We start from the raw sequence: 20,457 nt of genomic DNA, 5'->3' as shown, positions 1-20,457 counted from the left end.
GGCTTTCGAAACTTCAAAAACTTTAAAACTAAAATTCTTATCGCTTTGAACATGCAAAGAGAGAGAACCAATCTGATTCTCTCTCGTGCTTAGTTATAAGTCACCCACTACAGTTGACAAAGAGCCGAAAAAGAGGCGGAACCTCTGTCCCAGCCTCTGCTGCACCCTAAGGGAATCGAACCCCTATCTCAAGAACCGGAATCTTACGTGATATCCATTACACTAAGGGTGCTCACAAAAGTGTATTATACCACATTTCGGCTAAAATTTCTCCCCAAAACATAAAAAAGACCTAATAAAGTAGGCCTTTTTTAAATTACAATTCAATATCTCCGAAAAGATCTGCCATTGAGAATCCAGTTTGAGTTTCTGGTAACTCGAAATCACGTTTTTCTTGACGTTTTGGACGGCGCGGACGTGATTGACGTTTCTCACCATTGCCATCAGCATTAGCAGGACGTTCCTCAAGCGCTTTGATTGACAATGAAACACGTTCTGCCTCCGCATTGACATCAAGAACCTTAACCTTAACATCTTGACCGACTGAAAGAACATCTTTAGGATTTTCAACACGTTTGTGTGAAATTTGTGAAATGTGGACAAGACCATCAATTCCTGGCAGCACTTCAACAAAAGCACCAAAATCAGTCAAACGTTTCACTTTACCTTCAATAACATCGCCAGCAGCAAGTTTTTGCTCAACGCCATCCCACGGTCCAGGGGTTGTTGCTTTAAGTGAAAGTGATACGCGTCCTTCCTCTTCATCAATAGCAAGAACTTTAACATCTACCTCTTCACCAACAGAAACAACTGATTTAGGTGAAACATTGCGTTCATGAGACAATTCTGTCACGTGAACAAGACCGTCAACACCACCAAGATCAATGAAAGCACCAAAACTAGTCAATCGTGCAACTTTACCAGTTACAATTGAGCCTACTTCAAGTTTAGAGAAGACTTCCTTACGAGCTGCGGCTGCAGCTGCTTCAACAACTTCACGACGTGAAAGGATGAAACGATTTTCAGCAGCATTGACCTCTTTAATTTTAGCTTCAAATTCCTGACCAACAAATTGTTCTGTATTGCGAACAAAACGTGTGTCAATCATTGAGGCAGGAATGAAACCGCGAAGGCCTTCAAATTCTACTGACAATCCACCCTTAACAGCACGAGTTCCTTTGACAGTAACAACTTCTTCTTCACGGCCGACAAGTTTATCCCAAGCTTTACGAGCTTCTAAACGTTTTTTAGAAACAAGATATGTAACGGTATCAGTGTCTTTACCCACTACTTGACGAAGAACAAGCACTTCAAGTGTATCGCCAACTTTAACAAGCTCGCTGACATCTGCTTCACGATCGTTTGTTAATTCACGACGTGTCAAAACGCCTTCAATACCTGTTCCTTCGATGACAACGTTTGCTTGGTCACTATCAACAGAGATGACTTCTGCAGTAACAACGTCACCTTGGTTAACTTCGCTAACACTATTTAGCAATTCTTCAAATTCATTCATTCTAAAAAGATCCTCCGACAAAAGCCAGCCTATTCTGGCTTTTGATAACAATATATTTTTCAAGGGTACCCGCAAAGACAATAGCTGACATTAACGGTGTCGAGTAAAACCCGATACCTTTGACTGGGGTAGCTGGATTCGAACCAACGCATGAGGGAGTCAAAGTCCCTTGCCTTACCGCTTGGCTATACCCCAATATAAATAATCCAAACTCAAGAAAATTAGCAAAACTAAGTTGTGTACGACCTAAAATCCTAGTGAAAAGGGAAACTTCCTAGCATTATCGCCAATGTCTCGGTCAGCTTCCTATCCCTATTTTTATACAGATTTTAAACGATCTTTGTATCCTGAGTATGGAGAGGGAGGGATTCGAACCCCCGAACCCGAAGGAGCGGATTTACAGTCCGCCGCGTTTAGCCTCTTCGCTACCTCTCCAAGCAACAGTGACCATTGTATCATAATTCCCTAATGAAAGCAAGCTTCATCTTAATGATTTAGATTGTAGTTTTCAATAACAGATTCAACAGCTGCGTCCAATGTTTTTTGAAAAATATGAACCTCTCCATTTTTTAGCACAGCAAACTTTTCATCAATCTCAGCAATTTGCCCAATGAGCTTCTTGCCGATAGTCAGTTCAAAACCTTCTATCTTACTATTATTAACTGTCACTTTAGCTTCTTGCAGCTGAATTTCGATCTTTTTATCTTTTCGACTCATTCGTTTAACAATCAAGGTCTGCTAAGCCGACCTCAATTTACCCTTTCTTTATACTGATGTCCCTATTTTACAAGAATTCAAAAAAGCTTGCAAGAGCAAGCCTTAAGTAAAGACGATTAGTCCACTTTAACAATCCAGCCTTCCGGCGCTTCAACATCGCCAAACTGAATGCCTGTTAATTCATCATACAGTTTACGTGTGACAGGACCAACTTCTGTTTCGCTATAAAAGACATGGAAGTCATCCCCGTGTTGTACTCCGCCTATAGGTGAGATAACTGCAGCAGTACCACAAGCACCGGCTTCAACGAATTTATCCAATTCGTCTACCCGTACATCTCCCTCAATAGCCTTTAAACCAAAACGATTTTTTGCCAAATATAAGAGAGAATACTTAGTAATAGATGGCAAAATTGATGGGCTAAGCGGTGTAATAAATTCATTATCGGCTGTTATTCCGAAGAAATTGGCTGACCCCACTTCTTCGATCTTAGTATGAGTTGCTGGGTCAAGGTAAATAACATCTGAAAATTCATGGTCTTTAGCAACCTTACCAGGAAGCAAGCTAGCCGCATAGTTACCGCCAACCTTGGCAGCACCTGTTCCATGCGGTGCAGCACGGTCATAATCATCTTGAATCAAGAAATTAGTTGGTGCCAGACCTCCCTTGAAGTAGTTGCCAACTGGCATAGCAAAGATTGTGAAAATATACTCATCCGCTGGATGAACACCTATAATATCACCAACACCAATCAAAAGCGGACGAAGATAAAGTGTCGCACCTGTTCCATACGGCGGAACATATTCTTCATTGGCACGAACCACTTGTTTGGCTGCATCTATGAATTTTTCTGTAGGTACCTGAGGCATCAACAAACGATCTGCTGTACGTTGCAAACGCTCTGCATTTTGATCTGGGCGGAATAATTGTACAGAACCGTCTTTGGTACGATAAGCTTTTAAGCCTTCAAAAGCTTGCTGCCCATAGTGAAGTGACGGTGCTGCCTCCGAAATATGCAAGGTCGCATCTTCGGTCAGTTTGCCTTCGTCCCATTTTCCATCTTTATAATAAGAGATATAGCGAAAAGGCAATTTACGATACTCAAATCCAAGGTTCTCCCAGTCTAAATCTGCTGTCATATTGGTTTCCTCTTTTCTGTTACTAGGTATTTTCTAGTATAGTCCTTTTTCACACAATTTTCAAGTATTATTTCAAAATTCTGACAATTCTTTCTACAGAGCGAGATCTTCCTTTAATTGTTGTTTTTTTGAATACTAAACAGATTTTAAATCTCTGACAAGATATAAAAATGAGACGAAATTTCGTCTCATTTTATTTTGTCAATTTATCAATCTGAGGATAGATAAATTTAGAATCTGTTACAATATCATATGCGTAAAAAATCCCTGGTGCCCAGAAGAAAATAGTAAGGATAAGCGAGATAATTGTACGAAAGACCTGTCTATCATTTCCCTCGCTAGCAATATAAACTGCAAGTGGCGGAAGAATAATTGATAGGGCAATCATTAAAAATTTATTATTTGCCAATATGTTAACCTCCTTCATTAATACAATTTATATTAACACAAAATATAAATCTTGTAAATCCTATAATAATAGGAATAAGAAGCATCATCAACCAAAACTCTGAAACAAGCTAAATACAATTTTGGAGCCAATAGGTCTTTTCATTTGAACAATTGATTAATCTGAAAAATGGAGAATCAAGCTTAAAATCCTTGTATCTAATGTTGTTTTGCGCTTTTTCAAATAATTATTGTTATGCTTTAGATTAACATATTTTTCCTAATTGTTTTTATTAATGACAGGGAAACCAGTTAGCAGGTAGTTTTGCGTTATTTAATTGTCACATATATATAATATAACTGTAAGTTTATCCGCGAAACTTTGTTGGGGATTTTCTTTTACCTCATTATAAAAAACTCTATGTGAAAGCTATGAGCCTTTACATAGAGAAGTAAAATCGTATTTATTTTATTTTGGCTGCAAAAACAGCATGATCTGAGATACTATCCGAAATAAAGCTGCCATTGCTGTTGCGTTCTGATAAGCCAAGTTCAGATAGATTTTTTTCAATAATTTCACCAGTATCAGAGACAACCCTCAGAATTTGCTCTTTTTCTTGGCTTTCTGTGCTGAATAAATCAAGCTCTGCACTGCTATTTCCAGCCAAGACAGAACCGGCCATAAAGACACGATGCGGTTTATTTTTAAGCTCGCGAAGGACTTGGAGGCCTCGGCCTGCTCGCTTAGCTGGCGGTATTTCAGCAGTTGCTACGCGTTTAAGACTGCCACGCTGCGTCAGCAGATAGAAACTTTCTGTGTTGGCAATGAAAGCTGATTGGATGGTGTCACCTGACTTGAGGTTGATGGCTTTAACTCCTGCAGCTTTTGCTCCGACGATTGGCACTTCTTGGATGTTAAAGCGCAGGGCGTAACCATTGTAGGTAACTAGCATAACATCATCCATAAGAATCGGTGATATGGCAACAACACGATCCTCTTCTGTTTTAAGCTTAGCATATTTAACAGACTTGGTCTTATAGCTGCGCCATGGTTCAAATTCTTTACGTTCAAAACGCTTTATCTGTCCAAGCTTAGTCACTGCAAAATAAGTTTCTGGGGTAAAGTCATCAATAACCTCAGCATAAATCACTTCTTCATTGGTCGCAAAATTTGTAATGGTTTGCGACAGATGCTCACCAATTTCTTTCCAGCGAATATCTGTCACTTCATGGATAGGCCGATAGATGACATTCCCAAAGTTAGTGAAAATGAGAAGATGCTGTGTTGTTTTAGCTGCTTGAATAAGGATAGAATCATCATCCTCACGTTTACCGAGTTCTTCAACAGTTGAGGCATTGTAAGAACGTGGGCTGGTGCGTTTGATATAGCCGCCTTTGGTCACGCTGACATAGGTCTCTTCTTCTACAATCAAGCTAGCGGTGTCAATCTCAATAGCCTGCGTTTTGGCTTGTAATTCTGAACGACGGGCATCCGCAAAGCGTTTTTTAACCTCACGCAGCTCACGTTTCATGAGATTAAACATCGTACGCTCATCACCAATAATTGCTGTCAGTGTTGCAATTTGTTCACGAAGAGCTGTCTCTTCATTTTCAAGGGTGACAATATCAGTGTTTGTCAGACGGTAAAGCTGCAAGGTCACAATGGCTTCTGCCTGTTCTTCTGAAAAATCATAGCTGACCTTGAGGTTTTCTTTAGCGTCAGCCTTATTTTCCGAAGCCCGAATCAAAGCGATAACCTCATCTAGGATAGAAATCACACGAATCAAGCCTTCAACAATATGCAGACGCTTCTCAGCCTTGGCCTTATCAAACTTGGAGCGCGCAACAATAATGTCACGACGGTGGGCAATGTAGCTGGACAGAATCTTTTGAAGACCGACTTGACGCGGCGTGAAATTGTCAATGGCCACCATATTAAAGTTATAGTTGATTTGCAAATCGGTATACTTGAAGAGGTAATTCAAAATAACCTGAGCATCAGCATCTTTTTTGAGTTCAATGGCAATGCGCAGACCATCTCGGTCAGATTCATCACGGACTTCAGCCATGCCAGGTACCTTATTATTGACACGGATATCGTCAATTCGCTTAACCAGCACAGCTTTATTAACCTCATAAGGAATTTCAGTGACAATGATCTGTTCTTTGCCGCCTCTAAGTGCTTCTATTTCTGTACGCGAACGAACAGCTACGCGCCCCTTGCCCGTTTCATAAGCTTTGCGAATTTCATCTGCTCCTTGGACAATCGCTCCTGTCGGGAAATCTGGTCCTGGCAAAAATTCCATCAGCTTATCCAATTTAGCCGAAGGATGGTCAATGAGATAAACCGTTGCATCAATAACCTCGGCCAAATTGTGAGGCGGAATATCCGTCGCATAACCTGCGGAAATCCCTGTAGCACCATTAACTAGAAGGTTTGGAAAGGCCGCTGGCAGAACCGTTGGCTCTTTCTCCGTATCGTCGAAGTTCCAAGCCCAAGGTACTGTGTCCTTGTCAATATCTTGAAGCAAGTAACCAGCAATTTCTGAGAGGCGAGCCTCAGTATAACGCATGGCAGCCGGTGGATCTCCGTCCATAGAACCATTGTTCCCGTGCATTTCAACAAGGATCTCACGATTCTTCCAATCTTGCGACATGCGCACCATGGCATCATAAATAGAGGAATCCCCGTGCGGGTGAAAATTCCCCATAATATTGCCGACAGACTTGGCCGACTTACGATAGCCCTTGTCATGGGTATTGCCGTCTTTATTCATAGAATAAAGAATGCGGCGCTGTACAGGCTTGAGTCCGTCACGAATGTCAGGAAGCGCGCGTTCTTGAATGATGTATTTGGAGTAGCGGCCAAAGCGCTCTCCCATGATGTCCTCAAGGGACATGTTTTGAATATTGGACATAGGATATTAAGCCCGCAAAAGTCTCAGTCAAAATAGGAAGTCGGCAGGAAATCCTGATTTCCTAGACGACTTATCTTTTTGACAAAGACTTTAGGGCGAATTCAACTCCTTTCATAAAATACAAAGGGACATTCAGCTCGCCGAAAAATTCCGTAGAAAAATAGGAAATCTGACGAAGATGCTTCAGCATCTAGGAAGATTTATCTTTTTTCCTAGGAATTTAGTCCCGTGTTCAATTCCTTTCGTTAGATTAAAAGGGTAATTTTCTTTTTGTTCTTTGATACTCTCCTTGAGTGGTGGGGTCGTCAGCGACCGACTACGTCGTTCCATGACTAAGTCAAAAGTCTAAAGTCTTTTGACCTTTCCCCGAGTGACTACGTCACTCTTTTCACCACGGCGGAGAGTATCGGGTAGCCCTCTTTCGAGGCTTATGCTCACTGCGTTCGCAATGGCGGAGCTTATTTATCGGTTTTACATATGCAATATAGGTTGACCACTACCAAATTTTAAATCCGTTAGTGATTTTTTTGTAAATGCCTAATTTTTTCTGACAGTTCTGCCTTAGAAAAAGTACGGCAAAGTGAGCTAACGAAGTAATAAAAGATAAACTAAAAGACTATATCACAGAACAATCAGCCATCTGCTTTACTTTTGACTTCTTTGGTGATAAACATGGCGATAATAGTTGGTAAGTAGATGCTAGCATAGAAACAATATTCCAGTATCTTTGGGATTAGTCCACCTGCTATGTCGCTACTGATTAGGCCATAAAAAACCATCAGGAAGATAAAGGGGCAAAAAAGAGCAAGTACGAGGTACTTGGTCAGCTTGCTAGGGTGACCTTTGTGAAAGAACCAGACTTTAGCTAGCGTATAGAGGAGGGCTGCAATAACTAAGGGAAAGACCGTCCAGACGATAAAAAACAAAAACCAAATAATCTGCCACAGTATTTCCAATAGGGTGCTATTTTTAGAGAGAACCTCAGGAAACTTTCCCATCAGTAGAAATAAGGCAAGGGTCCAAGTCACTGGGTAAAGCCAGAGCCTCAGTTTTCCCGTTTTTTGCGGCCATCCTCTTGTGACATAAGCGAGGGGAATCGCTAACAAGATGACCGATGCCGGCAACCAAGGGAAAGTTGCAATTATGATGGTTCGAAACGTCTCCATTACGGTCTCCTTTTGTTAAGAAAGATTTTGTCTCAGGTATCATGGATATACTAGCAAAGTATCATTCTCATGACTAGGTTAAAACCTATAGAACAACCTTTAACTACCTAAAGCTCCTCTGTCTGATAGAGAGTGTAGCCTTCGTAGGAATAGCTGTGATCAATGCCTTTCATGTAGAGTTCGCGGTCATTGATTTGGCTGGTGAGGGCTTGCTTGAGGACTTGTTTGATTTCAGTATCGCGGATGGGGCTGCGCTCCATGGCAAGCAGGTAATCTTCCTTATCCACCTGTGACCAATCAATCACCTGCCCTAGTTTTTCTTTTAACAAATGGTCTAGCCAAAGTCTCATACTTCGACCATTACCTTCACGAAAAGGATGGGCAATGTTCATCTCCACATATTTTTCAATAATCTGCTCAAAGCTAGCCTGTGGCATGCTGTCAATATGCTCCAAGGAAGCTGCCAAGTACATGACAGGAGCAAAGCGAAAATTGCCTTTAGCCAAATTGATCGTGCGAACCTGACCAGCAAAATCGTAAATCTCCTCAAAAAGAAACTGATGAATAAAAGCTAAGGTCGCAAAAGTCCCAGCAGCCTTATCAGCAAGGAGGTTTTCTTCAAAAAGCTCTTTAGCACGGCTCTTACTGATTTTCTCCTCAGCCTTGGCGAGGTCAAGCGAGTCGGTCAAGCCAAGTTTATTGTCAAGTGTCATGGCAGGCTCCTTTCATTAAGATAAATGCTTAACAAAGTCATATACTTTATCAGACCATCTCATCAATCCTTCTTGCTGATAGTCCAAATAATAGACTTTCGAGAGAAACTTTTTTGGAATGATCTTTTCGAAATTTATTTTTTCATTGGCTGGAATAATACAAGCAAATAAGTTTTCTAAATCAAGGCTATCCTTAATTTTTGCAGGGTGATAACCATCAAAGACATACCCGTCAGCTGTAATCATATCGTCATACCTAAAGTGAAAACTCACACCAGGAATAAAATCTTTCCCTAGTTCATCATCAGTCGGCATTCTTCCAAGCAATCTCTCCATAGCCAGCCGATATCCAGAAGTCGTATTCGACCATGCGAGCATGACATAGTCAAAATAATCTTCTGGATCACCAGCCGCATTTCGACTGTCTTGCACCAGTTCTTGAGGTGTTTTCTTGAAAGCCTGAACTGCTGACAATAAATAATCGCTTTTAAAAATCTCTTGAGCTGTTTGCGCCGTGCAAGTATGACTTAGAAAATCTGAATAAACACAATGACCTTGTGCATCATAGGTAGATGCCACTATCTTACTGGAGGGAGTAAAGGGAAAATCATCAACTGACAGACTAGGCAAAGTCGCAAGCTGATCACAAACCGCCTTATCTTTACTCACTATTTCAGTTTCCCTGCCGTGTAGCTTTTCATAAGCTAGAAAAGTTGCTATCTTCTCCAGTTCCCAATTATGAAGTTTAGGATAATCAAACAAAGCAAGATGATAGGTGCCATCCCATTGAAGGCTATACCTCTCATCCCATATTTCTAGTCTCATAGACTACTCCTCTTGCGCTACTTCTGCTTTCTTCACAACCTTACGTTTCTTGTAGCGTTTGCGGATGGCATTGAATTGATCACGGAGGTCTGCAAAATGAGTTTTCTCAGGATAAGCATAGGCATTGATAGCTGTGAAATCAACAAGGAAGTTGTAGAGTTCAGTCAGTTCTGTGCGCAAGGCTTTGGTTTGGCTTGGTGATTTGGAAGCTTGCTCTTGCAAGCGTTCTTTATAGGCTTTTTCAAATTTAGCTTGAGCAGTCGCCAGTGCATCTACGTGAGTTCCCAAGTTTAATGTTTCAAGAGCAGATTGATAGTGTTCCGAGCGTAGCTGATTTAACAAATGATTAATGCTTTCAGACTCTTTTTCGTAATTAGCTCTTGCAATTCCCTTATAGTTCCTTAAGAGTTCGGACAAAGATTGGTAAGCGTTCTGAAATTCTGGAATAGTCACACGAGAAACAGCATTTATTAACTTGATTACTGTTGCTAAAGCATCATCTCGAATTTTATCAGCAGTCTCTAGTGCACTTGCATTTTTACTCATTCTTGACTGATGTACCCCTCCTTGTAGGTTAGCTAAAAGTTCTTCAAACTTAGCTATTCTAGTATTATAGGCACTGTCAATTTTATTGGCTTTTACAAATGCTGAGATAGCATCATAGCTTTCTTCCATCAATTCTGAGAATGATGATAACTCTAAGCTTTTGGTATCGAGACTGGTTACTTGATATTGTTTCATGTTAAGATTCCTTCCTTTTGGCTGTAGCATCTAGAATGTCTGATAAGAAGACAGATTAAATATAGGGCAGTCAGTCCGAAATGCGGACAGAGGGTTTCATAGATATGGTGACTTGTCTGAGACTCGGACTTCCCATTTCTTTTTAGCGACAGCTCGTCCGAAGCTCGGACGGACTGTTTTTATTGTGCGGGAGCTTGTCCGAAATTCGGATGAGCTATTTCATTTATGTGACGACTTGTCCGAAACTCGGACGAATGCTTTTGTGGAAATTAGGCATCAAAACCAAGGTAAGTTGAGAAACCTAGCATATAAATGGCCATAGCTACGGCTAAATCACCATCAACTTTTTGATTTTGTTCTGCGTTGACAATAATTTCTTCAAAAACTGTGTCGTGTGGAATAGTTGATGTTCCCAATTCTGCAACGGCTTTTTCAATCACTTGAGGTAAGACCATGCACATTTGGTGAAAAGCATCTTGCTGACCAGTTACCAGAGCATAAAACTGATCAAGACTAACACGTCTAATGAGTTTATGACCCATCTTTTGACCGTCTACTTTAGGTTCCCATTTAATATTTTGAGAAGATTTTGCGATGGCTTCAACTAAAAAACAGGCGCAATCATCATCTTTTAACAATTGATTTTGCATTTTGATAAAAGTCTTGCCAGATGAAGCAGAATTCATAGTATTATGCTTGTTTTTCATTTCAACATAAATTTTGCTCACTTTAGAACCATCTGGTAATTTAATGCCTTCTGGATTTTCATAAATGACATCCCAGCCACCCTCTTGACCATTATCAGGAACACGGCAGTTTGTCATGTACTGAAAAATAGTTTGATGGAAATAACCGATATCATTATTGTTTGACTTGTCGCGTTGGCGGAAAATTTCATTGCTAATGATTTCATCCCAAGAACTACGGTAAACAGACTTGTCAAAAATCAATTTAATAGGGTCTACAATGTTTTTATTAAACCTTTTCAAGTCAAAGGACTTTAACTTCTTACCATATTTATCAATTGTTGCTTGCACATGCTGATAAAAATCTTCTTCACTAATAAAATCTAATGTCCAAGTCATAGCATTTCCAAACTTTCTTTTATTTTTAATCCAACTTCATAAGCAAGATTGACAGGGACTGCATTACCTACTTGCTTATATTGATTTCCTATACCACCTTGAAATTCCCAATCATCTGGAAAACTTTGAATACGAGCATTCTCGCGTATAGTAAAGGGTCTTGCTTCTAGTGGGTGACAACGCTCTGTCTGCTTTTGAGTTGGTGATGTCAAAACTGTGAGAGAAGGTTCATCTAAACTCATGCGCCTTAGAATTCCCGTTCTCCCACCAGCCATATCCCATGTTGATTTCATGTATTCTTTTGCGATATCCTCTGGAATATCACGCCAGTAGCCACCAGGAGGCACTAATTCAAAAAGTTTCCGTTTATAGTCTGAATACTGTGTTCCAGCACTTGACGGACAATCTAGCAAAACGTCTCTAAGTACAGGTTTATAGTCATGAGGTTCAGGATATTCAAAAGAAATTTTATTAACGAGGTCATTTCTAATGCCGACCATAATCATACGCTCGCGTTTTTGAGCGACACCATAGTCCCAAGCATTTAAGACTTTCCATTTAACGGTATAACCCTCAGCCTCAAAAATTTCCATGATAGTACGGAAAGTCTTTCCTTTATCGTGTGAGACAAGACCTCTAACATTTTCAAAAAGAAACATTTTAGGCTGTAACTTGTCTAGGAAAACTGCATAATGGTAAAACAAAGTTCCACGCGCATCTTCAAGACCTAGTCTCTTACCAGCGTAAGAGAAAGATTGACAGGGAGCGCCTCCACTAAGCAAATCCAAGTCCCTACGTTTAATATTAAAAACTTCTTCCAAATCTAAGGGGGAGATATTAGCAATATCATCATGGATAACATTCCAGTGAGGTCTATTATGCTTTAAGGTATCAGCTGCTGATTTATCAAATTCCACTAAACCAATAGCTTCAAAACCAGCTTTTTCTATTCCAAGTGCCAGACCACCAGCACCTGCAAATAATTCAATTACTTTCAATCATTACTCCTTTAAGTTATTTCTAAGAAATAAACTTTAAAACACCGTGCTCTCCTCCAAGGTAAACTTGACATTATCCTCAATCCACTGGCGGCGGGGGGCGGCCTTGTCGCCCATGAGGACAGAGACGCGGCGTTCGGCACGGGCTAGATCTTCAATGGTAACGCGAATCAGGGTACGGGTTTCAGGATCCATGGTGGTTTCCCAGAGCTGGTCGGCATTCATTTCACCGAGACCTTTGTAACGTTGCAGGGTGGCACCCTTGCCAAATTTCCGGCGCAAATCTTCTAACTCACCGTCTGTCCAAGCGTACTCAACTTCTTCTTTTTTACCTTTGCCCTTACTCATTTTGTACAATGGCGGCAGAGCGATATAGACATGGCCTGCTTCAACCAAAGGACGCATGTAGCGGTAGAAAAAGGTCAGCAAAAGCGTTTGAATATGGGCGCCATCGGTATCAGCATCGGTCATGATAATAATCTTGTCATAGTTGATATCAGCCAAGTTGAAATCAGCACCAACTCCTGCTCCAATCGTGTAAATCATGGTATTGATCTCTTCATTTTTGATGATGTCTGTCATCTTGGCTTTCTCAGTATTAAGCACTTTCCCGCGCAAGGGTAAAATAGCCTGAAACTTGCGGTCACGGCCTTGCTTGGCTGAACCGCCGGCAGAATCCCCTTCGACCAGATAGAGCTCATTTTTTTTTGCATTTTTGGATTGGGCTGGGGTTAGTTTACCTGAGAGAAGACCCTTGTCTTTCTTGTTTTTCTTGCCGTTACGCGACTCGTCTCTAGCCTTTCTGGCTGCTTCACGCGCATCTCTTGCCTTAATAGCCTTACGAATCAAGTTGGATGCCAGTTCACCATTTTCCAAGAGAAAGAAAGTTAACTTTTCAGACACAAGACCATCCACAATCGGTCGAGCCAGAGGACTGCCCAGCTTGTCCTTGGTCTGTCCTTCAAACTGCAGGTGCTCCTCCGGAACCAGAAGCGAGATGACAGCTGACAGACCCTCGCGGTAGTCGGAACCTTCGAGGTTTTTATCTTTGTCCTTCAAAAGGCCTGTCTTTCTGGCGTAGTCATTCATAGCCTTGGTTAGGGCTGTTTTTAAACCTGTTTCATGCGTTCCGCCATCTTTGGTACGGACGTTATTGACAAAGGAGAGGATGTTGTCAGAAAAGCCATCATTGTACTGCAGAGCCACTTCCAATTGGAAATCCTGCTGCTCTCCTTCAATGGAAATAACAGGTGTCAGAGTTTCTTTATCTTCATTTAAGTAAGCAACAAAGTCCTGAACACCATTTTCATAATGAAATGACTCATGTAAAGGCTCATCCGGACGCAAATCCGTCAGAGACAGAGTGACATTTTTTAAGAGAAAGGCTGATTCTTTGAGGCGTTCAGAAATGGTATTAAACTTGAAATCGGTTGTTGAAAAAATAGTAGCATCCGGCATGAAAGTGACTTTGGTCCCTGATTTTGATTTAGGAGCTTTGCCAATTTTCTCAAGTGTCGTAACAGGTTTCCCGCCATTTTCAAAACGCTGCCTGTAAATGGTGCCGCCGCGGGTAATCTCGACTTCCAGCCAACTGGACAGGGCATTGACTACAGAAGAGCCTACCCCGTGAAGACCACCAGAGGTCTTATAACCACCTTGACCAAACTTACCGCCAGCATGAAGAACGGTAAAAATAACCTCAACAGTGGGAATGCCCATGGCATGCTTTCCGGTTGGCATTCCGCGGCCGCTGTCAGCTACACTGACTGAACCGTCACGATTGATTGTCACTTCAATCCGATCACCAAATCCTGATAGAGCTTCATCTACCGCATTATCTACAATTTCCCAAACCAGATGGTGAAGGCCTGTCGCATCAGTTGATCCGATATACATTCCCGGACGTTTGCGAACTGCATCTAGGCCTTCCAGAACCTGAATGGCATCGTCATTGTAGTTATTAATTGTAATTTCTTGTTTAGCCAAAAAAACTTGCCTCCAAATTTTTCATCTCATCTATCTTACTTGTTTTTTGCCATTTTTGCAAAATTTTTTTGAAAATAGCAGAGCTTAAGCCTTGATAGCTTTGGATTCATTAGAACTTTATGCTATAATATTCTCATGAAAATTTTAAGTTTACTTCTTATAGGCTATTTATTAGGTTCCATTCCAACAGGTCTTTGGATTGGAAAGCTTTTTTATCATACCAACTTGCGTGAACATGGCTCTGGAAATACTGGGACAACCAATACCTTTCGGATTCTTGGGATTAGAGCAGGTATTGTCGTTTTAGCAATAGACATTCTCAAAGGAACATTGGCCGTTCTTCTGCCTATCTGGTTGGGCATTGACAGCATATCACCTCTCATTTTTGGATTTATGGCTATTTTAGGACATATTTTCCCAATTTTTGCAGGTTTCAAGGGTGGCAAGGCTGTGGCGACATCTGCTGGGATTCTGCTGGGATTTGCGCCTGTATTTCTCATTTTCTTGCTGGCTGTTTTTTTCATCATGCTTTATCTCTTTAGTATGATTTCCCTATCTAGTGTAGTTGCTTCATTTGTTGCCATCATTAGTGTGCTTGTCTTTCCGTTGATTGATTTTATTTTGACAGATTACGATCTTCTCTTTGATGCCTTAATTATTATCATCGCAGGATTCATTATCATTCGTCATAAGGACAATATGCAGCGTATTAAAGCCAAAACAGAAAATTTAGTTCCTTTCGGCCTCAATCTTTCTAAGCAGGTACCAAATAAAAGTGAGAGCTGATATAAAATAATAGGCTGCTGTCTCTTTGTTCATTTATAATCTTAATTTGAATACCAAAAAATCCGTTAGATTAACTCTAACGGATTTCATTTACTCAGCTTTAAAAGTTACGCCATTTTCTTTGAGTTTTTTAACAGTTGCAGGTCCGACACCCTTGAGCGCCAAAACTTCTTTTTCACTAACATTAGCAAAGTCTGAAGCTGAAGCAAAGCCTGCTTCGTAAAATGTTTCAATTAAATTGGCACGAATCTCAGCCAAAGCTGGAAGGGCTGAAAATTCCTCCAAGCTTAATTTCACCTGCTTAGCCGCAGTTTTTTTAGCTGCTGGTTTAGGAGCAGATGAAGTCTGTGCGACCGTAGTTTTCAACACACCTTTTCGCTTCAGTCCAAGTTTAAATGCTTTTTTTCTATTTTTTTGTTTTGCCATAACGATGTTGGGGTTATGCCCTCTTCCTTTCTCTGCTGTGATTAATAATCCCGTTTTCCCAATAAATCATCTGGGAAATCATGAAATTTTTTGCCCGCCTGATAATTAGCAAACTTACCTTGTAAGAAAGTATAAGCATCTAACTTAGCCTCATAGCGAAGCACAGCATCACGAGCACGTTCATCCTGTTCTTCTTCCCAGACTTGCTGGCTGGCTTTAACAGCTCCTTGGTTGACAATAATTTGCGTATTAATCCACTCTTCAAAATCTTTGAGAAATTCCTGTTCGTAATTCATAGCTTCCTTTTCATCAAAAAACCAGCTTGCGCCGGCTTCTTATTTCCACTACTTTAGCGTAGCTGTAATGCTTCTAGCCTTACAATGCTAACCATTATACCAAAAATTTCTGTACTTGACCATAGTATAAGAGCGAAAAACTAATCCTCAGTCTCTTCAAAGACTTCTTTGAGGATAGCAACCCCCTTATCAATTTGCTCCTTGGTCAGAGTCAGAGGCGGCAGCAACCGAATAACATTAACTCCTGCAGTTAGAACAATTAACCCCTTATCGCGCGCTGCTTGAACTACTTTGGACAGATTTTTATTAGTTTCAATTCCAATCATATAACCAAGACCGCGTACTTGTGTTACGCTAGAATTTCCCAAAAGAGCCTGGGAAAGCTGATTTTGAAGATAGTGTCCATGTTCTAAAGCTGTATCCAGAAATCCTGAAGCAGTCATGACATCTAATGTAGCTGAAGCAGCACTCATTGCCAGTTTATTACCGCCAAAGGTTGAACCATGGCTGCCATAAGAAAAGGCTTCTCCTAATTTAGATTTAGCCAGCATGGCACCAACTGGCACGCCATTTCCAAGACCTTTAGCAAGCGTGAAAATATCAGGCTCAATACCGTAATGTTCAAAAGAAAAAAGTTTTCCTGTTCGGCCCATGCCTGTCTGAACTTCATCTACAATCAGCAGGATTTTCTGCTCTTTACAATAGACCGCCAGCTGTTCAACAAAAGTCTTATCGGCAGGCTGAACACCAGATTCTCCCTGAACCAGCTCTAACATCACCGCTGCTGTTTGATTACTGACCAGCTCTTTAACACTGTCAATATCATTGAAAACAGCATAGCTGAAATGCGGTACAGTGTCTCCAAAACCTTCTTTGATTTTATCTTGGCCTGTTGCCGACATCGAACCAAAAGTTCTGCCGTGAAAAGAATTGATAAAGGTAATAATCTCCTGCTTGCCAGTTGCTTTACGTGCAATTTTAATGGCAGCTTCGTTGGCTTCTGCACCGCTGTTGCAAAAAAAAGCCAGAAAATCTTTATCGCCAATTAACTTTTCTGCAACTTCTTCTTGAAGGCTGTTTTGGTAGAGATTAGGCGTATGCCAAATGTCATCCGCTTGATGGTGCAGTGCAGCCGTCACTTGTGGGTGAAATCCTAAATTAGTCACCCCTATCCCTGTTGAAAAATCCAAATAGCGCTTGCCCTTAGTATCAATCAAAAAATTACCATCAGCTTTGACAAATTCAACAGCAGCTCTTTTATAGTTACTAAATAATTTTGACATGTTACATACCAAAAACAGAAAGCAAAGGATGTCCTTCTCTCTGTTTCCTTTCTCTTTTATTCTCGTATAATGCTAGTTCCTGCTGTCAGACTGTCACCTATCACAACTTGCTGGACACCTGCTTCTACAGTTTTAACTGCTGATTCAATCTTAGGTATCATGCCATCTCTTATAACACCAACTGCTATTTTTTCAGCGGCATCTTTGGTCGATAGCTGAGCTAGTACCCGATTATTTTCCAAAACCCCTTTGACATCTGTCATGAGAATAAGTTTTGAAGCTGCCAGCTCAACTGCCACTGCAGTGGCCAAGTAATCAGCGTTAATATTCAACAATTCCTCTTCAGTTGAATAGCCCAGCGATGCTAAAACAGGAATCTGTCCTTGATTCAGACTGTCTTTGATCGCCTCAGGGTTTAGTTTACTCACTTGACCAACATAACCGTAAACAGCCTGATCCAGAAAAACTGCTTCAACCGTTGACTGCAAATCAATCTGTTTTGCTTCAAGCTCCGCTTCAGATAAAGTTTCAAGAATTCCCTTACCAACGAGATCAAGCAGAGCGTAACTGATTAAGTTCATATCCTCCTTGGCTGTCACGCGCAGACCATTGACTTTCCTTGTGACAACACCAGCAGCTTCCAAGGTCTCTGTAATGGCAAAGCCACCGCCATGTACAATAACAATCTGTTGACCAGCTGCTTGCCAGTCCTTAAGCTGGTTCACAAAATCATGAGACAGCTTTTGGCTGGCTAGCCCGCCAATTTTAATCACGATAATAGTTGACATAAGTTTCCTTTCATTCAGCCTGTCAGCTGTTAGCCCTTGCATAAGCCTTTATTAGGTATGATAAAGAGCATTAATCTTAACATAATCATAGGACAGATCGCACCCCCAAGCTGTTCCTTTTTGATTGCCAGCGTGGAGATCAACGGTAATGGTAATGGTATCATTCTGCATAACATCTTTCATTTCTTCATCATCAAAATCAACAGGACTTGAAGCCAGCATGACTGGAAGACCATCAAGTCTAATGTCAATATTATCCACTGGAATATCAACACCTGCGTAGCCAATCGCTGCCAAAATCCTCCCCCAATTAGGATCTTCGCCAAATATAGCTGTTTTAACAAGACTTGAACCAACAACGGATTTGGCCAGCATGCGAGCTTCCAAGGAATCGGGAGCGCCGGTGACATCTACCTGAATGAGTTTGGTAGCTCCTTCGCCATCCTTAGCAATCTTTTTAGCCAATTCCTGCATGACGAAATTGAGCATAGCTGAAAACTTTTCAAACTCCGGCGTGTCTGGCAGGATCTCTTGGTTGAGTGTACAGCCATTGGATAAAACAAGCACCATATCATTGGTAGAAGTATCGCCATCAACCGTAATTTGATTGAAGGTTTTTTCTGTATTTTGACTGAGAGCCAATTGGAGGGTGCTGCTTGCTATGTTGGCATCACAAGTAATGAAAGCCAGCATGGTTGCCATATTAGGATGAATCATTCCCGAGCCTTTGGCCACTCCGGCCATCGTTACCACATCACGTCCGAAGGTTTCTGTCACCGCAACTGTTTTTGTGCAAGTATCTGTCGTCAAAATAGCTTGAGCAAAGTCATCTGCATTGCCATTAACCACGATTTTATCCAAACCATTTTTCAAAGTATCCATTGGCAGCAATTCGCCGATAATACCTGTTGAGGCTACTCCAACCAAATCCGGCTCAACACCTAGCTTTTCGGCTGTCCACTGCTGCATCGTCTGAGCATCTTCTATGCCCTGAACACCCGTACAGGAATTGGCGACACCAGAATTCACCACCACAGCTTTCATTTTTTGAGCCTTGTCTACTGCGTTTTTGGTGACAATAAGCGGAGCAGCAATGACTTTATTGGTGGTGTAAACACCTGCCACACTGGCTGGCTTTTCAGAGACAATCCAGCCAAAATCCATCTTTCTCTTTTTGAAACCGGCATGCAAGCCATCAGCTGAAAAGCCTAGAGGACTGGCAATCGTTCCGTCAATGATTTTCATAATTAATACCAAGAATTCCGGGAAAACGATTGAAAGTAAGAGAGCCATCTCATATGCTGTGTTTTTAAGGCTGATTTCTCTCCAGCTGGTCGAACTTTCCATGCTTATAAGTCAGAAAAACTCCAGCTAGCTCAAATATTGCGTTTTTTGTCCTCCTTTTGATTTTAAGAGGAAGCTGAGATTGCTCATGAAAATCGTTTTTAGAAATTCTATTTTTCCCTTTCGTTTTATATTTTTAAAGTTGATGCCATTTCTGCTGCCCTTTTATAGCAGATTCTAAAATTATAAGTAATTTGGTGCCATTGGGAATCCTTCTGTTTCAGCCCAGCCTTGCATAAGATTGAGATTTTGCACAGCCTGTCCTGCTGCACCCTTAATCAAGTTATCAATAACTGAGATGACCGTCAGCACATTTGTTTTTTCATTATACGCAAAGCCGATGTCCGTAAAATTTGAACCGATAACATTATGCAGCTCAGGCAGTTCCTTCTGAAGACGGACAAAAGGCTTATTGGCGTAAGCCTGTTCAAAAGCTGCTGCTATGTCTGCTTCACTGACTCCTGTTTTTAACTTAGCATAAACGGTAGCCATAATCCCACGATTGACCGGCAAGAGTGAAGTTGAGAATTGGAAATATTCCAGATTGTCATCAAAGAGCTTTAATTCTTGCACAATCTCTGGGATATGCTGATGGTGATTTAGCTTGTAGGTCACATAATTATCGTGCACGTTGACAAAATGACTGGAATCGCTCAGTGCTTTTCCTGCACCAGTCAAGCCGGATTTGGCATCAACAATGATACTGTTAAGTTCAATAGCCTGCGCCTTAACAAGCGGAATAAGTGCCAGCTCTGCTGCTGTAGCATAGCAACCAGGATTGGCAATAAATTTTTTTCCAGTTAGGTCAGCAAACTCAGCTAATCCATAGGTAAACTTATTCAAACTGCTTTTTGCCGCTGGTGTCTTTTTATACCATTTTTCATAACAAGCTGCCGGCAATCGATGATCTCCTGATAAATCAATGACAGGAAAACCTGCTTCAACAAAAGGTTGAGCCAACTGACTGGCAATACCGCTTGGAGTCGCAAAGAAAACTAAATCTGACTGGTTCATGATGGCCTGTGCATCAAAATTTTCAATTTTCAAATCACAAATACCTAAAAGATATGGGTAAAGTTCAGACAATCGTCGGCCAATTTCTTTAGTCGCATGGATAGAGACTATTTCAATTTTTTTATGATTATTCAAAATTTTAACAAGTTCTAAACCACTGTAACCTGTTATACCAACAATTGAGATTTTCATTTTATACAACTCCTTGAATAAATATAAAATATAGTTTACTGTATTTTTATACATAAGTCAAGAGAAAAATAGAATAAAATTGCTATTATTTGCATAAATATTATCGAAAAGAAAAAAATAAGACTGATACATCATAA

Annotated in this window: 19 protein-coding genes and 3 tRNA genes; 1 reads left to right on the top strand and 21 read right to left on the bottom strand. The window is 40.9% G+C overall.

The window, feature by feature from the left end; translation table 11 throughout:
* Positions 1-160: 160 nt before the first annotated feature.
* From ACVRZ8_RS04625 to parE, 15 genes are all read right to left on the bottom strand, one after another.
* Positions 161-232, bottom strand: a tRNA-Arg gene (locus ACVRZ8_RS04625).
* Positions 233-316: 84 nt separating this feature from the next.
* Positions 317-1,516, bottom strand: a complete 1,200-nt coding sequence (gene rpsA, locus ACVRZ8_RS04620; protein WP_447448142.1) for a 30S ribosomal protein S1 — start codon at positions 1,514-1,516, stop codon at positions 317-319.
* Positions 1,517-1,639: 123 nt separating this feature from the next.
* Positions 1,640-1,711: transfer RNA gene (locus ACVRZ8_RS04615), tRNA-Gln, on the bottom strand.
* 159 nt (positions 1,712-1,870) lie between these two features.
* Positions 1,871-1,951, bottom strand: a tRNA-Tyr gene (locus ACVRZ8_RS04610).
* Positions 1,952-2,002: 51 nt separating this feature from the next.
* On the bottom strand, positions 2,003-2,233 hold the full coding sequence (locus ACVRZ8_RS04605; protein WP_447448141.1) for a DUF2969 domain-containing protein: 231 nt from the start codon (positions 2,231-2,233) through the stop codon (positions 2,003-2,005).
* Between the two features lie 116 nt (positions 2,234-2,349).
* Complete coding sequence (locus ACVRZ8_RS04600) at positions 2,350-3,402, bottom strand: branched-chain amino acid aminotransferase (protein WP_447448147.1); 1,053 nt, start codon at positions 3,400-3,402, stop codon at positions 2,350-2,352.
* A gap of 163 nt (positions 3,403-3,565) precedes the next feature.
* Positions 3,566-3,781, bottom strand: coding sequence for a YqaE/Pmp3 family membrane protein (locus tag ACVRZ8_RS04595; RefSeq protein WP_447448140.1), 216 nt, complete (start codon positions 3,779-3,781; stop codon positions 3,566-3,568).
* 442 nt (positions 3,782-4,223) lie between these two features.
* Complete coding sequence (gene parC / locus ACVRZ8_RS04590; protein WP_447448139.1) at positions 4,224-6,677, bottom strand: DNA topoisomerase IV subunit A; 2,454 nt, start codon at positions 6,675-6,677, stop codon at positions 4,224-4,226.
* Positions 6,678-7,309: 632 nt separating this feature from the next.
* Entirely contained in the window at positions 7,310-7,843 is a 534-nt protein-coding gene (locus ACVRZ8_RS04585; protein WP_447448138.1) for a hypothetical protein, read from the bottom strand.
* A 107-nt stretch (positions 7,844-7,950) separates the two neighbouring features.
* The gene (gene fic / locus ACVRZ8_RS04580; RefSeq protein ID WP_447448137.1) at positions 7,951-8,556 is read right to left on the bottom strand and encodes a protein adenylyltransferase Fic; all 606 of its coding nucleotides are present in this window, start codon (positions 8,554-8,556) and stop codon (positions 7,951-7,953) included.
* Between the two features lie 15 nt (positions 8,557-8,571).
* Positions 8,572-9,381: a phosphate ABC transporter ATPase gene (locus ACVRZ8_RS04575; protein WP_447448136.1), complete on the bottom strand. Its 810-nt coding sequence runs from the start codon at positions 9,379-9,381 to the stop codon at positions 8,572-8,574.
* A 3-nt stretch (positions 9,382-9,384) separates the two neighbouring features.
* Complete coding sequence (locus tag ACVRZ8_RS04570; protein ID WP_447448135.1) at positions 9,385-10,122, bottom strand: DUF6261 family protein; 738 nt, start codon at positions 10,120-10,122, stop codon at positions 9,385-9,387.
* Positions 10,123-10,391: 269 nt separating this feature from the next.
* On the bottom strand, positions 10,392-11,207 hold the full coding sequence (locus ACVRZ8_RS04565; protein ID WP_447448134.1) for an Eco47II family restriction endonuclease: 816 nt from the start codon (positions 11,205-11,207) through the stop codon (positions 10,392-10,394).
* On the bottom strand, positions 11,204-12,205 hold the full coding sequence (locus tag ACVRZ8_RS04560; RefSeq protein ID WP_447448133.1) for a DNA cytosine methyltransferase: 1,002 nt from the start codon (positions 12,203-12,205) through the stop codon (positions 11,204-11,206). The genes ACVRZ8_RS04565 and ACVRZ8_RS04560 overlap by 4 nt, the downstream gene beginning before the upstream one ends.
* A gap of 36 nt (positions 12,206-12,241) precedes the next feature.
* Positions 12,242-14,191, bottom strand: coding sequence for a DNA topoisomerase IV subunit B (gene parE, locus ACVRZ8_RS04555; protein WP_447448132.1), 1,950 nt, complete (start codon positions 14,189-14,191; stop codon positions 12,242-12,244).
* Positions 14,192-14,326: 135 nt separating this feature from the next.
* Here parE and plsY point away from each other — a divergent pair, with 135 nt between their 5' ends.
* The gene (gene plsY, locus ACVRZ8_RS04550; protein WP_447448131.1) at positions 14,327-14,977 is read left to right on the top strand and encodes a glycerol-3-phosphate 1-O-acyltransferase PlsY; all 651 of its coding nucleotides are present in this window, start codon (positions 14,327-14,329) and stop codon (positions 14,975-14,977) included.
* A 90-nt stretch (positions 14,978-15,067) separates the two neighbouring features.
* Here the strand turns inward: plsY and ACVRZ8_RS04545 are convergent, their stop codons facing one another.
* The 6 genes from ACVRZ8_RS04545 to argC form a co-directional block, all read right to left on the bottom strand.
* Positions 15,068-15,403: a helix-hairpin-helix domain-containing protein gene (locus tag ACVRZ8_RS04545; RefSeq protein WP_447448130.1), complete on the bottom strand. Its 336-nt coding sequence runs from the start codon at positions 15,401-15,403 to the stop codon at positions 15,068-15,070.
* Between the two features lie 41 nt (positions 15,404-15,444).
* Positions 15,445-15,699 carry a DUF1912 family protein gene (locus ACVRZ8_RS04540; RefSeq protein ID WP_447448129.1) on the bottom strand — a complete coding sequence of 85 codons (255 nt, stop codon included), beginning with the start codon at positions 15,697-15,699 and terminating at the stop codon, positions 15,445-15,447.
* Between the two features lie 140 nt (positions 15,700-15,839).
* Positions 15,840-16,982, bottom strand: coding sequence for an acetylornithine transaminase (locus tag ACVRZ8_RS04535; protein ID WP_447448128.1), 1,143 nt, complete (start codon positions 16,980-16,982; stop codon positions 15,840-15,842).
* A gap of 56 nt (positions 16,983-17,038) precedes the next feature.
* Positions 17,039-17,770, bottom strand: coding sequence for an acetylglutamate kinase (argB, locus tag ACVRZ8_RS04530; RefSeq protein WP_447448127.1), 732 nt, complete (start codon positions 17,768-17,770; stop codon positions 17,039-17,041).
* 51 nt (positions 17,771-17,821) lie between these two features.
* The gene (gene argJ, locus ACVRZ8_RS04525) at positions 17,822-19,015 is read right to left on the bottom strand and encodes a bifunctional glutamate N-acetyltransferase/amino-acid acetyltransferase ArgJ (protein ID WP_447448126.1); all 1,194 of its coding nucleotides are present in this window, start codon (positions 19,013-19,015) and stop codon (positions 17,822-17,824) included.
* 282 nt (positions 19,016-19,297) lie between these two features.
* Positions 19,298-20,320: an N-acetyl-gamma-glutamyl-phosphate reductase gene (argC, locus tag ACVRZ8_RS04520; RefSeq protein WP_447448125.1), complete on the bottom strand. Its 1,023-nt coding sequence runs from the start codon at positions 20,318-20,320 to the stop codon at positions 19,298-19,300.
* Between the last annotated feature and the right edge of the window lie 137 nt (positions 20,321-20,457).

The organism is Streptococcus dentiloxodontae, assembly GCF_053206925.1.
This window is presented reverse-complemented; position numbering and strand designations above follow the sequence as displayed.